11 protein-coding genes are annotated in these 15,300 nt (G+C 59.7%); 5 read left to right on the top strand and 6 right to left on the bottom strand.

Going from position 1 to position 15,300, the window contains the following annotated elements; genetic code table 11:
- Positions 1-63 precede the first annotated feature (63 nt).
- Positions 64-2,004 (top strand): ABC1 kinase family protein, encoded by a 1,941-nt coding sequence (locus H6G07_RS06375; RefSeq protein WP_084172975.1) that lies wholly within the window; start codon positions 64-66, stop codon positions 2,002-2,004.
- Between the two features lie 48 nt (positions 2,005-2,052).
- On the opposite strand, the gene H6G07_RS06370 is transcribed toward H6G07_RS06375, so the two are convergent.
- Positions 2,053-2,757: a phosphatase PAP2 family protein gene (locus H6G07_RS06370; protein ID WP_199311947.1), complete on the bottom strand. Its 705-nt coding sequence runs from the start codon at positions 2,755-2,757 to the stop codon at positions 2,053-2,055.
- 263 nt (positions 2,758-3,020) lie between these two features.
- On the opposite strand from H6G07_RS06370, the gene uvsE reads away from it, so the two are divergent.
- Positions 3,021-3,938 carry a UV DNA damage repair endonuclease UvsE gene (gene uvsE / locus H6G07_RS06365; protein WP_073607555.1) on the top strand — a complete coding sequence of 306 codons (918 nt, stop codon included), beginning with the start codon at positions 3,021-3,023 and terminating at the stop codon, positions 3,936-3,938.
- A gap of 427 nt (positions 3,939-4,365) precedes the next feature.
- Entirely contained in the window at positions 4,366-5,289 is a 924-nt protein-coding gene (locus H6G07_RS06360; RefSeq protein ID WP_073607554.1) for a PRC-barrel domain-containing protein, read from the top strand.
- 3 nt (positions 5,290-5,292) lie between these two features.
- Here the strand turns inward: H6G07_RS06360 and H6G07_RS06355 are convergent, their stop codons facing one another.
- From H6G07_RS06355 to bchD, 4 genes are all read right to left on the bottom strand, one after another.
- Positions 5,293-6,411, bottom strand: a complete 1,119-nt coding sequence (locus H6G07_RS06355) for a DUF389 domain-containing protein (RefSeq protein WP_084172949.1) — start codon at positions 6,409-6,411, stop codon at positions 5,293-5,295.
- Between the two features lie 90 nt (positions 6,412-6,501).
- Complete coding sequence (locus tag H6G07_RS06350) at positions 6,502-7,494, bottom strand: pentapeptide repeat-containing protein (protein ID WP_073607553.1); 993 nt, start codon at positions 7,492-7,494, stop codon at positions 6,502-6,504.
- Between the two features lie 17 nt (positions 7,495-7,511).
- Complete coding sequence (locus tag H6G07_RS06345) at positions 7,512-9,398, bottom strand: adenylate/guanylate cyclase domain-containing protein (protein ID WP_073607552.1); 1,887 nt, start codon at positions 9,396-9,398, stop codon at positions 7,512-7,514.
- 131 nt (positions 9,399-9,529) lie between these two features.
- Positions 9,530-11,575: a magnesium chelatase ATPase subunit D gene (gene bchD / locus H6G07_RS06340; protein WP_073607551.1), complete on the bottom strand. Its 2,046-nt coding sequence runs from the start codon at positions 11,573-11,575 to the stop codon at positions 9,530-9,532.
- A gap of 332 nt (positions 11,576-11,907) precedes the next feature.
- Here bchD and H6G07_RS06335 point away from each other — a divergent pair, with 332 nt between their 5' ends.
- A complete protein-coding gene (locus tag H6G07_RS06335) occupies positions 11,908-12,507 on the top strand; it encodes a hypothetical protein (protein ID WP_073607550.1) in 600 nt (199 codons plus the stop codon).
- A 109-nt stretch (positions 12,508-12,616) separates the two neighbouring features.
- Positions 12,617-13,015, top strand: coding sequence for an allophanate hydrolase-related protein (locus tag H6G07_RS06330; protein WP_073607549.1), 399 nt, complete (start codon positions 12,617-12,619; stop codon positions 13,013-13,015).
- Here the strand turns inward: H6G07_RS06330 and H6G07_RS06325 are convergent.
- The gene (locus tag H6G07_RS06325; RefSeq protein WP_073607548.1) at positions 12,994-15,276 is read right to left on the bottom strand and encodes a slr1591 family oxidoreductase; all 2,283 of its coding nucleotides are present in this window, start codon (positions 15,274-15,276) and stop codon (positions 12,994-12,996) included. The genes H6G07_RS06330 and H6G07_RS06325 overlap by 22 nt on opposite strands.
- Positions 15,277-15,300 lie beyond the last annotated feature (24 nt).

Raw genomic sequence — 15,300 nt, 5'->3', positions numbered from 1 at the left:
CAGCACTTTAGTGGCGCTATCGATATCATCGACGCTGAAGTCATTACGGTAACCGGAGAGGAGATGACTCCGACTGCGGCGACTGTACCTGAGCCCGTCCTGGCTGCGCCCCGGCCTCGCACCCTGGCCACCAAAGCCCAAGATCCCTTTGAGTCCTATGGCTATGACCCAGAGGCGATCGCGGCCCACTACCGCCGCCGCCCGTTTCAAGTTTGGGCGCGGTTTGTCGGCATTTTCTTGCCGCTGATTAGCTTTTTTGCCCAGCTTTGGCTCGATGCCCGCGCCGGGCGCACTGCCGAAAACGAGAGTAAGCGGGCCGCCCAGTTGCGTACCATGCTCACTAACCTTGGCCCCGCCTACATCAAAATTGGCCAGGCTCTCTCTACCCGCCCCGATCTGGTGCCACCGGTCTTTCTCGAAGAGCTGACCACGCTGCAAGACCAGATCCCGCCCTTTGCTAACGCCACCGCCTACCGCTTTATTGAAGAAGAACTGGGCGCACCCCCCAGCCAAATCTACGCCGAAATTTCCGAAAGCCCGATCGCAGCCGCATCCCTAGGCCAGGTCTACAAAGGCAAACTGCACAGCGGCGAAGACGTAGCCATCAAGGTGCAGCGCCCCGGCCTGGCTCGGAACATTGCCCTTGACCTACATATTTTGCGGGGGCTGGCTCGCTTCGCCACCAACCGCATCAGCCAGATTCGCAGCGACCTAGTCGCCATTATGGATGAGTTTGGTGAGCGCATCTTTGAAGAGATGGACTACACCCACGAGGGCGAAAACGCCCAGCGGTTCGCAAAACTCTACGGCCATATCTCCGATATCTACGTGCCCCACATCTACCCCCAGTACACCGCCCGCCGGGTGCTGACCATGGAGTGGATCGAGGGCACTAAGCTGACCAACATCGACAAGCTGAATAGCCTGGGCATCGACGCCACCCACCTGATTGACGTGGGGGTGCAGTGCTCGCTGCGGCAGCTGCTAGAGCACGGCTTCTTTCACGCTGACCCGCACCCTGGCAACCTGCTGGCCATGGCCGACGGCAAGCTGGCCTACCTTGACTTTGGCATGATGAGTGAGGTCAAGCCCTACCAGCGCTATGGCCTGATTGAGGCGGTGGTGCACATGGTCAACCGCGACTTTGAGGGGCTGGCCAACGACTACGTCAAGCTAGAGTTTCTTACCCCAGACACCGACCTGACGCCAATTATTCCGGCTTTGGCCAACGTGTTTAGCAACGCCCTCGGCGCTAGCGTGGCCGAGCTGAACTTTAAGAGCATTACCGACGAATTTTCGGCGCTGATGTACGAGTACCCGTTCCGGGTGCCTGCCTACTATGCGCTGATCATTCGATCGCTGGTGACGCTAGAGGGCATCGCCATCAATGTTGACCCTAACTTTAAGGTGCTCAGCAAGGCCTACCCCTATGTCGCTAAGCGGCTGCTCACGGATCAATCGCCCGAGCTGCGGGCCTCGCTGCAAGACTTGCTGTTTAAAGACGGTAGCTTTCGCTGGAACCGCCTGGAGAACCTGCTGCGCAACGCCCGCAGCAGTGACGAGTACGATATGGATCGGCTGATTGACCAGACGCTGGAGTTTTTGTTCTCAGACCGGGGCTCGTTTTTGCGCGATCGCATCGTCGGCGAGCTGGTCAACAGCCTCGACAACTTTGGCCAAAGCACAGTCAAGAGCCTGACCACCGCCGTGCAGCGCCGGTTTGGCCTCAAGCAAGATCTGCCGCCTGCGGCCACCGTTGCCTCCAATGACCTCGACAACCTCCGCCGCATTCTCGACATTCTCAAAGACACCCCCGGATTCGATGCCGCCCAGGTAGCGACCCGAATTCCGACCCTGTTGTTTAAGCCTGAAACCCAGGCGATGGGTCAGCAGGTGGTGGCAAAGCTGGCTCAGCGCGGCCTGGCCCGACTGATTCGCAACCTGCTGCTAGAGGGAGAACCCGTAGGCCAGCCCCAGCTCAGCCCATCTCGCGCTGGGAGCTAGGCAAACCCAAACTTCTTCTGTCTGGGAAAATTGTCTTCAGCCGCAACTTCAGTTCAGCCAGGGTGGAGTCGAGAGCTTGAAGCGCAAAAGCGCAATGCAGCCGCTAATCCACAGAAAACCAATGCCGTAGCCCGCCAGCACATCCGTTGGCCAGTGCACCCCCAGATAAAGCCGACTCAGGCCGATGCCACTAATTAAAAAGACCGCCCCTGCATAAATAATTAGTTTTTGTTTGGGGAAGCGCTGCGCCAGCAGGTAAGCCGAAAAGCCGTAGAGCACCATCGACCCCAGGGCATGGCCGCTGGGAAAACTGTAGGTGCTCTCAGTAATAATCTGAGGCCAAAGGGCTGGCCGGGTTTTGCCGAACAGCAGTTTTAGCCCAGTGCTGAGCACTGCTCCACCCACGCAGTTAATGGCAAACGCGATCGCAATCGACCGATAGTGCCGCAACCAAAGCCCGATAAACCCAATGCAGGTTAGAGGCACGACCGTGCTAGGGTCGCCCAGGCGGGTAAACATTAGCATGACCCAATCTAAGGTCGGTGTGGCGAATTGATTAATCCACAGCAGAATCGACTCGTCAAAGAAAAAAGCTTCTTGCTCTAGCACTTCGTCGGCCAGGTTGGCCAGCCCGAATAGAATCAGCAGGCATGTCCCCAGCCAGAGCAAACCAACGGCGGCTATAAACGACATCAGGCGCGGATGGATGTGCTGCATCCAGGTTCTGGCCAGCCGTTTTAGAATCTGCTGCATCGTGCCACCTCACCACAGGACTGCCACCAGAATGCCATGCCGCCTGCCTGGGTTGGATGTAGGAGGGCAGGTGTTCACTGTCGGCAGATGCCCCTCAGAGGGTGGGGGAATCCATGCCCGCTAGAGGATTGCTCAGCTCAGTTTACTTGCCATAGTAGAAGCTGTGCCGCCTAGTTTTGTCTGTATTAGTGGCTCATGCCCTAAGCGCAGCGGCCATCGCTATAAGTTCTCTTCTACCCCCAACTGCTAGCGCGCCGTCGCCTATGACCTCCCCAACGCCTGCCCAAGCCACCGTTGATACCCCAAATCTCGGACTGGTCTGCATTACGACCTCGCCTGAGGTGCGCTTTAAGACCATGACCCGCAAGCGGCTGTTGCAGCTAGATGAGGCGGCCCAGGCCCAGGCGGTGCGATCGCTCTACGGCGAAAACCTGAGGCGGCTCAACCTGGCAATCACGTTTTGCCAAGCCAACCAGATTCGGCTCTATCGCCTGATATCGAACATTTTTCCGTTTTCGGATACACCCCTGGGTACAAGAATTCTAGAGGAGTTTACCGAAGCCCTGAAGCAGTTGGGCGATCGCGCCCAGGCCAACCATATTCGGCTGGTGCTGCACCCCGACCAGTTTGTGGTGCTCAACTCCGACAACCCCACAGTGATTGAAAACAGCATCACCATCCTGACGGCCCACGCCCGCTGGTTTGACCTGATGGGTCTACCGCAGTCGCCCTGGGCGTTGATGAATATTCACGGCGGCAAGGGCGATCGCCGCGATCGCCTGATCCAGACCATCCGCGATCTGCCGCCGCCGATTCGCTCTCGCCTCACCCTAGAGAACGATGAGCACACCTACAGCGCCGCCGCCATTCTAGACATTTGCCGCGCCACGCAGATTCCCATGGTGTTCGACGCCCACCACCATTTAATTCACGAACGACTCGACAGCTACGACCATCCCAGTGTTGAGCAGATGTTGACAGCGGCTCGCTCCACCTGGCCCGACCCGGCCTGGCAACTGGTGCACATTTCCAACGGGTGCAGCGCCCTCCACGACCCTCGCCACAGCGATTTGATCACCGCCATGCCCAGTGCCTTCCGCCAGGCTCCCTGGATTGAGGTGGAGGCCAAGCACAAGGAGTTAGCGATCGCCCATCTGCGCCAAACCTGGCTATCGGCCTGAGACTTGGTGCCCATTCATCACAACCCCGTCATCAGCTCGTTTTAGCAACAGCTATTAAGCGTAAGTAAGCTCCAGCAGGTTGCCTCAATTACCGTTGCTACAAGTTGCTATGCACCCTCAATGCGCTGGCCACCCAAAGTCCATCTGGGCAAGACCCAAATGATCCAGAACCCGCTCAGATCGCTACGCCAGCCACAAGTGGTTGACAATCAAGACAATCGCTAAATCCCTGAATTTATCGGCTAAATCCAAGCCAGTAGACTGCTCAAATCCGTCTGGTAGTTCGGTCTTCCCTCCTGTAGAATTAGACGATTCTGGTTAAGATAGCTATTCAGGTTAAGGGATCGTGTTACCCCGGTAACGCGGTCTACCACCGGCCTGGCTTGTACCAGCGCTCTGTTGTCTCGGTTCACGAGATGGATTAAACATGACCTTAGACAAATATCGTCTTCGCTCCGACTTCTTGGGCACCCAGGTAATCACCCGCAACTCTGGCCAGCGGCTGGGAATTGTCAGCCAGGTTTGGGTCGATGTAGACCAGCGAGAAGTCGTGGCCATTGGCCTGCGCGAAAATATTATGTCTGGGCTGGTATCGAGCACCCAACAGGTCATGGCGCTCACCAACATCCGCCAGATTGGCGACGTCATCCTGGTCGATGATGAAGCCGTTCTAGACGACGAAATGAGCGTGGCCCCCTACAGCACGCTGGTCAACTGTGAAGTCATCACCGAGACGGGGGAACCCCTGGGGCGAGTGCGGGGTTTTAAGTTTGACGTTACCACCGGGCGACTGGAAACCATTGTGATTGCCTCCTTTGGGCTGCCCCAGATTCCCGACCAGGTGATCAGCACCTATGAGCTTTCTATCGATGAAGTTGTCAGCAGCGGCCCCGATCGCCTGATTGTCTTTGAAGGTGCCGAAGAGAAAATGGTGCAGCTTAGCGTGGGCCTGCTAGAGCGCCTGGGCATCGGCAGCGCCCCCTGGGATCGCAACGACGACAGCGAATACATCATGCCGGTGTCAACCGCCAACCAGCTGCCCTCGGGGGTGCAGGTGCCCGCCGAATTTAGTAAAGCCCGCCCAGCTACGACCGAAGAGCGCTGGAGCGACGACGACTGGGGCGAACCCGAGCGGGTTGAAGCCCCCCTCCAGGCCCAGCAGCCTGCGGAACGCTACCAGGCAGCTACCATGGATGACCAGAGCAGCTACAAAGCCTACGATGCTGACTTCCAAGACGTCACCGAAGATGTCTGGACAGAGGAAGACGAGGGCCAACCCTACGAGGCCAAGCCCCTCAATATTCCTCAAAAGAAAAAAGTCACCGAGTACGAAGAAGAACTGGACTATTAAGCCTTACGGGTCTGCATTCCCTGAATCGGGGTCGCTCGTAATGGCGTCTAGCTGGTTCACCAAAAATGTCAGCCTATAGGAGCGACCCAGCTCGCGCGCCAAAAACTGCTCCAGTAGCTCAACCTGCTTAGGCGATATCGGTTCTGCGGTTCTCACCGTGAGCGAGATTTCGGGCGGCTGGGTCAACCAGTTAGCGTCCATATCCACTAGGGTGACCCGCTGAAACGTGAGGGTGCGATCGAGTAGAGCCCTTTTCACGCTAGCCTCTAGCTGGTTTTGCTGGAATAGTCGCAGGGTTGTAGCCCCCAGGGGAATCACTAGCAACGCCGTGAACAGCAGGGTAATACCGAGGGGGCGGCGAGCCCGACGAGCCATGGAGTAGCCAAACACCACAAAGACCGCCATGCAGGCCAGGGTGATGCCAAACAGGTTGGTGAAATAGAGCAGCAGTGCCCCCAAGCTAAGCTCCAGGTTGCCTCTACCCAGCCACAGACCGACAACGCAGATGGGAGGCATGAGGGCCACGGCGATCGCTGTCCCCGCCACGGTACCCGCCACCTTAGGCTCAACTTTGGCCACCCCCGCTATCGCCCCCGCCGTGATCGCAATGCCCAAGTCAAGCAGTGTGGGCTGGGTGCGAGCCATCACCTCGCTGCCAAACTGGGCCACTCCGGTGACTGCGCCTAGCAGAGCGGCGATAACCACCGATAACACAGAGCCTATGGCCAAGGCCAAGAGGCTAGCCCGAATGAGGGGGCGATCGGCCTCTAGAATGCCAAAGGCCGCGCCGCGAATGGGCAGCATCAGCGGCGCAATGATCATCGCGCCAATAATGACTGCTGCACTGTTGGAGAGCAGCCCCAGGGTCGCAATAATGCAGGCCCCCACCACGAGCACCAGGTAGTGCCAGCTCAGCCGCGATTCGTCCAGCAGATCCTGCCGTAGCTGAGTTAGGTCATCGGCGGCTACCGATCGCCGCATTGGGGCGATTGTGCTCTCGACCCAGGCGGCTGTGTTTAGCGTCAGATCCCAGAGGAATGACTGAGCCTTAGTCCAGCCCTGGTGGCCGCGCTGCATTAACCGCCGAACTTGCCGCCAAAACTTGGCTTGATTAAACTTCAAACTCAACCCCCATAGCGATCGCAGTGATGGTTGAAATCCAGCGGTGACGAATGGCGGGAGCGGTTATGCCGATCGGGATAACCACTCCCATCACTCATGAATACTGCCATCGGGCATGGTAGTGCCCGTCAGCGTGACGTTGACTAGGGTGGTGCTGCTGATTTCGGCCCGCTCTAGAATCGCTTCGCTCAGGTCGGCATCGGTGAGATCGGCCCGGCCCAAATAGGCTTCAACCAGCAGAGCTTTAGTGAGAATAGACCGGCGCAGACTCACCCGAGACAGGTCAGAGCGACTAAAGCGAGCCCCGACTAGGTTGCAGTCATCCATCTGAGCCAGGGCCATCGTGGCCTCGGTGAAGTCAACCCCTTTGGCGTTGATGCGGTTAAGATTGGCCTGGCTGAGGTTGCTGCGAGGCAAACGGCACTGGGTGAGATCGGCTGATTCTAAACAGCTCTGGCTCAGGTCAACATCGCTGAGGTTGGCATTGCACAACAGCGCCCCCTGCAAATTGGCCCCCTTGAGGTTGGCATCGCGCAGCACCGCCTCGCTGAGATTAGCGCCGCTGAGGTCAACGTAGGCCAAATCGGCCCCTGACAGATTGGTGCCCCGCAGGTCGGCCAGGTGCAGCTTAGCCCCCCGCAGATTGGTGGCATACTTGCGGTTTTCTTGGCGCAGATTGGCCCCGCGCAGGCAGGCTCCGGTGAGGTTGGCACCGCTGAGATCGGCGTTGCGCAGGTCAGCCCCGGTGAGGTTGGCATCGAGCAGATCGGCCAGGGTCATATTGGCGCTGCGCAGATCAGCCCCCTGGAGGCTGGCCCCGTGCAGGTCAGCATCGCGCAGCATGGCCGCCGACAGGTCGGCCTGGTTGAGGTTGGCTCCCCCCAGTCGCGCCCGCGACAAATTGGCTTGGCGAAAGCGCACCCGCGTCAAAAACGCCAGCATGAGGTTGGCGTTTTCCAGATCTGCCTGCACCATATTGGCCCCAATCAAATCAGCCCCGGCGAGGTCAATGCCCACCAGGGTCTTACCCTTAAAGTCCATATCGCCACGGGCATAGGCGTCGAGCAGTTCGCGGGCATTCATAGCGAAGACCAAGGGGCTTAGGCAGAAAAGCGGGCCGATACAGGGGCCGCCACAGTGGAACGATCGCCAGCATTAGCCGACTCAGAAACAACTTCAAGATGGGTTGTTGTGCCGACTACTGCCTCTGCTGGCTCTAACAGACTATTGGGGTCTTGGGGATAGTAGGCGCGCATCGCCTGAGCGATGGCGCTGGCCACCTGCCCCCCGTCGCCGACTTGGCCCAGACAGTGGGCGATAATGGATAGCTTACTGTCTAAGTCGGAGTAGGTGGGACAGTATTCAAAGGTTTGCTGCAATAAGTCGTCAAGGGTGCGTCGGCTGAGGTTCGACCAGTCTTGGGTTGTATAGCCGAAGGGGCCGTAGAGACAGGAGTACAGCAAAATTTTGGCCCGCAGCGGATTAGCATACTGAATAATATCGCCCCGCAGGTCAAATAGCGATGAGCGATCGCGCCTTGGGCCGCCCAGCTCAGACCCGCTATTTATGGGGTTAGAGAGGGTGCCGTGGAGGGTAGTCAAATCTGCTGGCTGGTCGTAGCCACCGCTGGCGAGGGTTGTATAGACTTCGGCGATCGGACTGGAGGGGCCAGAGGGGTCAGCCAGAACGGTAGATTCGGCCAGAACCGTCGATTCTACTAGAGCCGTGGCCTCGGCTAGGGCCTCAGGTTGGGTTTGGTAGAGGGGCTGGAAGCCAACCATAATCTGGTTGGCTAGGCGGGTGTACTGCTGGCGGCGGTTGAGATATTTAACAATGCGGCCCAGCCGATAGCGCAGATCCTGGGGCCGAGGTGCCAGGGTGAGAATCTGCTGAATTAACCCTGGTAAATAGGTCTCGCTGAGACGGCTGGGGTCGTTTTCCCAGCCGCCATGACAGAGACAGTGCAGCAGCTTGCGCAGTCGCAGGGCCTCGGGGCTTTGGTCAAACTGGTCGGCAATAGCTTGGCAGCGCTCTTCTAGAGACCGCACGGTGAGCTGGGTAGCTTCGGGAGTGGTCTCAGGATTTTGAAACAGCGATCGCCCGTACCAGGGCTGAAGCTGCTTAACGATGGTTGCGGCCACTTCACTGTAGAGATCTTGGCGGTTGAGCCCGGCCACCACCCGCTTTAGCTGATCTTCAAAGTCAGTCAGGGTCGGGCAGCGATCGCGCAGCGACAGCAGCAGCGATCGGAGGTCGAACTGATCCAGCACCGCCGGGTCATTTTCCCAGGCCTGCTGATAGGTGGCAAACACCAGTTTTTTGATGCGCAGGCTGTGGGTGTGGGTGCTGAGGTGGCGCAGGGCGTTGGCCAGCAGCGCCTCCGAGGTCATGGGTAGGGTGCAGGTATGATCCTCAGAGCCCTGGGGGCCAGACTCGGTATCTTCAGCGTGGAGCGCTAGCTGGTAGGCGGGTACCGCCTCCTCAATATTCTTGAGTTGCAGGGGGCCTAAAAAGGTCGCGTGAAGATTGAGGCGAGCCTTGACCACATCGTAGATGGTGCGCGATACGCACAGGCCTCGGGGTTTAGAAAAGGTTTGCAGGCGGGCGGTGATGTTGACCCCGTTGCCCATGACATCCTGCTCACTGACCAGGATATCGCCGAGGTGCACGCCAATGCGGTGATCGAGATATTGGTTGGGCTCCAGGCCCTCGGCCAGGTCAACCAGTCGCCGCTGCATCTCTAACCCGCAGGAGACCGCCTCGACAGCGCTGAGAAAGTAAATCAGCAGCCCGTCGCCGGTCGATTTGAGCACGGTGCCGCCAAACTCTCGGCAGATATCGCCAATCAGCGTCAGATCGCGATCGATCAACCGCAGAGTGCATTCCTCGTCGGTTGACATGCGGGTGCTAAAGCCTACCGCATCAGTAATCATGATGGCGGCTAGCAGGCGTTGCCCCTGGGATAGCGATGACACTCGACGTTCCATGGCGACTCGCGATGGTGCATGTTAGGGATCGGCTGCCTCTAGGGCGGGGATCAACCGCTAGAGATTCATACCTTACATATTGCCCGTCTAGACCCCAAGATGCGCTAAATAGAGGCCGGAAGTCGAACGGTTTACCCAGTCTTCATATCGGCGATCGCGCCCCGAGCCATAGAAGCAATGGCCTGATCGGTGGCTTTGGGCAGTTGGTAGTAGCGGCCCCCAGCGGTCTTAGCCAACTCTTTACCAAACCCCGTCGAGACAAACTTGCGCTCGGTGTCAATGATCAGCAGTTGATACCCCACGCCGCGAATGCGCCCGGCAATCTCCAGCAGCTCTTGCTTGATGTCGGGCTTGGGGGCATCGGGGTCGGGAAGGTCGCCCAGAGAGCGCGACAGCGGCACGTTGCCCCGACCATCGGTAATCGCCACAATCACCACGCTGCCCACATCCCCCGACTGCTGGGCGTTGATGCCCACCCGCACCGCCTGGGTGAGGCCGTGGGCCAGCGGCGAGCCGCCGCCGCAGGGCATGCGCTCTAGCCGCCGCCGCGCCATGGCGATCGAGCGGGTGGGCGGCAGCAGCACCTCGGCCTGCTCGCCCCGAAAGGGAATTAGCGCCACCTGATCGCGGTTTTGGTAGGCTTCGGTCAGCAGCTCTAGCACTGCCCCCTTGGCGCTCTGCATGCGGTTTAGCGCCATTGAACCCGAAGCATCGACCACAAAAATAATCAGTGAACCGGCCTTGCGGGCCAGTCGCTTGGCGCGAATATCTCCCTGTTCGACGATGACTCGGCGACCGGGCTCGCGATCGCGACGGGCCTTTTGGTAGGGGGCGGCGGCCCGCAGGGTGGCATCGACCGCAATGCGGCGCACCGGACCCTGGGGCAGAAAGGGTTTGATATAGCGGCCTCGTTCTTCAGAAAAAATCAGGTTGGCATTGCCTGACTTGCCCTGGCGGCCCATGGTCTGGGCAAACAGCAGCATGGAGGGGTCAATGATCACGCCCTCGGGGTCAAAGACAAACTCCTCCGGAATGCTGGGGGGGCTGTCGTCCTCGTCGGGGGTATCGTCCTCGTCGTCGTCGTCCTTGTCTTGATCTTCCGTGTTGTCCTGAGGCTCCTCTTGATCCTGATTGGAGGGCGGCGGGGGTGGGGGCGGCGGTGGCTCCTCGGGCATGTCTTGCGGCAGTAGGGAGCGGGGCACGATCACCAGCTCCACCGCCACCCGTAGGTCGTCGGCGTTGACCTCGGCGCGCCCCTCTAGGGCGGCATGGGCCTTGGCCACCCGCACTGCAAACAGCTCGGCCCGGTGGCCCTGAATGCCGCCCCGCAGCGCCTCGGTCACCAGGTACTGAATCTGCTCCCGGCTGATGGTGACTTCTTTGAGCCACTCGCGGGCCAGAATAATCTGGGTTCTGAGGGCATCGATCTCGTCGGCGTAGGCGGCAATCACCGCCTGGGGATCGTTGGCGAACTGGGTGGATTGCTCGACGGCAGCCACCCGGTCTTCTAGGGCCATAGCGCTGTCTGCCGACAGGGCGATCGCAATCCGGTCTAACAAATGCTGCCGCAGTGGCCCCGCCTCGGGGTTGTAGGTGGCGATCAGTAAGGGCTCGCAGGGATGCTGAAAGCTCAGGCCCTCGCGCTCGATCTGGTTGCGGCGGGCGGTGAGGGCAGCCAGCAGCAGGTTAGCCACCTGGTCATCGAGCAGGTTGATGTCATCGACATAGAGCACGCCCCGGTTAGAGGCGGCCAGCAGCCCCGGCTGAAACACGCTCTCCCCCGCCTGGATGGAGCGGGCCACATCCACCGAACCCAGCAGCCGATCTTCGGTCACCCCCAGCGGAATTTGCACAAAGGGAGCGGGCACGACGCGGGTGGGCAGATCGGGATACTCATGCAAATCGCCGAAGCGATCGCGGGTTTGGTCATCCCATAGTTGCGGGTTGGCCGGGTCGGCGTTGCAGCAGGAGCCCTCGACTACCTCAATGGGGGGCAACAGCTGGTGCAGCGCCCGCGCCATCACCGATTTGGCGGTGCCACGCCGCCCGGCAATCACCACCCCGCCCAGGTTGGGGTCTACCGCCGCCAGCAGCAGGGCCATTTTGATCGCCCCCTGCTCGACCACCGCCGCCAGGGGAAATACAACCGGAATTGGGGAATCTACTGTGGCCATCATGGCGTGGTCAACGTACTCAGAAGGGGCAAGGGTTCAGTCCTTCACCATATCAGGAATTGCCAAACCCTAGCCCGGTATGGCTTACCAACGGTGAAGTATTCTGCCCTGACGCGCGATCGCGCCACCGCCACACCGCCGATTTGTGTTGCAGTTTGTTGCAAACTGCAAAAAGCCTCCGTATTCTCCCCTGCCGATGCTCTTCTAGATCAGCAAAACCTCCGTTATTTCAACATTGGGAAAATACTGACCATCCCCCATGCTGTTGAGTAACCTACTGTGTTACTGGGATAATCTCCAGTAACGGCCCCACCCACTGCAACCTCTACTGCCCTATGAGCGTTTCCCCTCGCCTCGATCAGGTTTCCCTGGCCCCCGCCCCGGCCATGGCCTGTAAGCTGCTGTTTGACCGCGATCTGTATACCCCCTGCCACGTTCGGGTGCCCGATGTCGACCATCGGCTGTCGGCGATCTACGTCGACAACCAGTTTTACAGTTTTCTCAAGATTGTGCCTGAGGCTCACAAGGCGTTAAATGTCGTGGCTCGCCTAGGGAAGCGAGACCATACGGCGGCAATTACGCAAACCCGGCAGGGCTATGCCGTGTGGGCCCATGAGCCTGCGGCTGTCTACGCCGCCCCAGCTAGAAAGCCGGGCTATACTATTCGCCCCGTGTTTGGGCCCCAGTCCTGCCTGGTGGTGACCGACGAAACCACCTATCAGACCTGTCGGTTGCAGGTGCCTGACGTGACTAAACCGCTGATGGCGCTTGCCCATAACGATCGCTACTACAGCTTCTTTAAGCAAGATACCGATGCGGCAAAGGTGCTCGATATTGCCGCTAAACTAGCCCGTCGCGGCGATGAAACCCTGCTGGTGATTGAGCCGCCGACCTTTACGCTGGCGCTGCTAGAGCCCAGTGGCCGACTGGTTTAGTTGGGCGGTGGTGGACTGTATACACAAAACTGTGTCGGGGGTAGCGTGATCCTCTAAGGTGATAGCTTGAGAACCTTTTCACGCTATCTCTGGCACTGGAACGCTCGCCATGACTGACAAACCCGAAAAGATTACGGTCTTCATCTGTGGCTCGGCCCTGCGCGGCCAGCCCGATAATCAAAATCTCCAGGATGCAGACTTTCTCGGAGCGGCGGCAACGGCCCCCATCTATCGGCTGCACGCGGTAAAAGACGGCTGGCACCCCGGTATTTATGAGGTCGAGACAGGGGGGATTTCGATTCCCGGCGAGCTGTACGCGATGACGCCGGAGCAGTATGAGTACTTAAAGGACAACGAACCACCGCACATGTACCCCCACGCGGTGCAGTTGGGGGATGGGGGCACGGCGATCGCCTTTCTCTATCCCAAAGACTTGATTGACGAGTACGGCTGGCCCGATATCTCGACTCATGGCGGCTGGGCGGCCTACAAGGCGGCAACCGTGTAAATTGCCCAGTCACTATCAGGGGCAGACCCGACCTCACCAACTTGGATCGCAGCGCTGTAGCCTCGGCGGTGGAGAGCATCTAGGCAACGCTGGGCAGCGTCCGCTGGTACGGCAGCCAGCAGCCCGCCAGCGGTTTGAGGGTCAAACAGCAGAGGATAGAGGGGATGGTCTGCTCCAGCGGGATCGATCGATGCTGCGGCCTGAAGATTTTGGGGGTGAAGAGTGCTGAGGAAGCCTGCGCTCAAGGTATCGGCGGCACCGGTCAGCACGGGCAGGGCATCCATCGCGAGGGTGGCGGTGACGTTGGCGGCCCGCACCATTTCGAGCAGGTGCCCGGCGAGGCCAAAGCCAGTGACATCGGTGCAGGCAGTGGCTCCGTGGGTGCAAAAGATCTCAGCGGCAGCCTGGTTGGGGGTGAGCAAGTGGGCGATCGCTTCCTCAATCCATCGTCCCTTAGCCCTGCCCTGCATATCGGCGGCAAACAACGTCCCACTCCCCAAGGGCTGAGTGAGAATCAGAGCATCACCTGGCTGCATTCCCCCTTTGTGTAACAGTTTGGCTGGATTTGCAATGCCGTTGCAGGCGAAGCCAAGGGCTAGCTGAGGGCCAACGGTGGTGTGGCCGCCCACCAGCGGCGCATTGGCGGCCAGTAGGCCTTTGAAGGTGCCCGCCAATATTTGGTAGAGCATTTCAGCCTGCTTGGCGGGGGTGGCGTAGGGCACCTGCACCAGGGCCAGCACCGTGTGGGGCTGAGCACCCATGGCATAGAGATCGCCTAGGCAGTGCTTAAGGCAGATCTGGGCAAAGATAAACGGGTCATTTATCAGCGCGGTGAAGTAGTCGACGGTCTGCACCATGACCTGTCCCGGCGGCACGGTAACTACGGCGGCATCGTCCGGAGCATCTAGGCCAATCAAGACGGCGTCGCTGGAGACTTCAGGGAAGTCTTGGCGCACCCGGCGGAGAGCCTCGGATAGGGCGGTGCTGCCGACTTTGGAGCCACAGCCTGCGCAGTGGGGTTGGGGGGTGAGGGGGTGAAGGGGTGAGGGGGTAGGGGAGTGAGAGGGAGACATTTGCCCCACGGGTAGATTGCAGAAGCGGGACATGAATTTGCGATCGATGTGGTCTTTCCAGCGGTGGGCCAGGGGGTACTCGATCGCAAAGGGGCCGCGATCGGCGATCGCCCTACCATTCCCCGTCTCGATCAAGCTGAGAAACTGGCGCTGGGGGCGAAAGGGTTTGAGCGGCTGACCCTGCACAAAGCGGCGCAGGTTGTCGGTTAGAGGTGGCCCCTGGCGCACCGCAAACACTCCGGCCTTGGGGCGGGGGTGATGTACCATTGTCGCCACATCCCCGGCGGCAAACACGTTGGGGTGGGATAGGGTTTGCAGGGTATCGCCTACCTGGATAAAGCCTTCGTCAGTGAGGGATAGTCCCGAAGTTTTCAGCCAGTCGGGGGCGGCGGCGCTAGTGACCCAGAAGATGCGATCGCACTCCACTTCCAGCCCTGACGAGCCTCTTACGATGCGTTGCCTGGTGGATTCGTCGAGGCATATCTCGGTCACATCTTCGTTGAGGTGCAGGTGAATGCCGCGATCGCGCAGCACCCGCTCCAACCGGCGGCGCGTCCAGCGATTGCGCTCGGTGGCCAGTTCTTTGCCTCGGTGGAACAGGTGCAGCGTCAGGGTGTTTGTGGGTTGACCCAGCCCCTCAAGCAGCCCTACCAGTCGTTCATGGATGCCGATCGCCAGCTCCACCCCCCCTACGCCGCCACCGACCACTGCCAAGGTGAGCGGTTTTTGAGGATTCGTTGCAACACTGTCAACCAGCTGTTGCCACTGGTGCAGCAGAGCGGGTACGGGTTTGGCGGCGATCGCATACTCCGCCGCCCCCGGCACCGATAGCGTCGCCGGGGTGCTGCCCGTATCGATAGACAGCACATCGTAGGCCAGGGGTGGATGGTTGGCGCACAGCACGCGCTGCTGGGCCAAGTCAAGCCCCACGGCGCGATCGACCACCAGGCGACACTGGGCAAAGTGCGTCAGCGGACGCAGGTCAATGTGAGCCTCGTCAAAGCTATAACGCCCGGCTACATAGCTGGGCAACATGCCCGAGTAGGGCGTATCGACCAGGTCGCTCAGCAGCGTCAGCCGCACCCCAGGGATAGGGGCCATACCCCATCGCCGCAGCACCAGAGCGTGGGTGTGGCCACCCCCCACCAGTACCACGTCCGTTGAAATCGTTGGTTCAGTCTGCATCATGGCCTGTGTCTAACCCACACCATT

It is taken from the genome of Phormidium tenue FACHB-1052 (assembly GCF_014696675.1).
GTDB lineage: Bacteria > Cyanobacteriota > Cyanobacteriia > Phormidesmidales > Phormidesmidaceae > Nodosilinea > Nodosilinea tenuis_A.
This window is presented reverse-complemented; position numbering and strand designations above follow the sequence as displayed.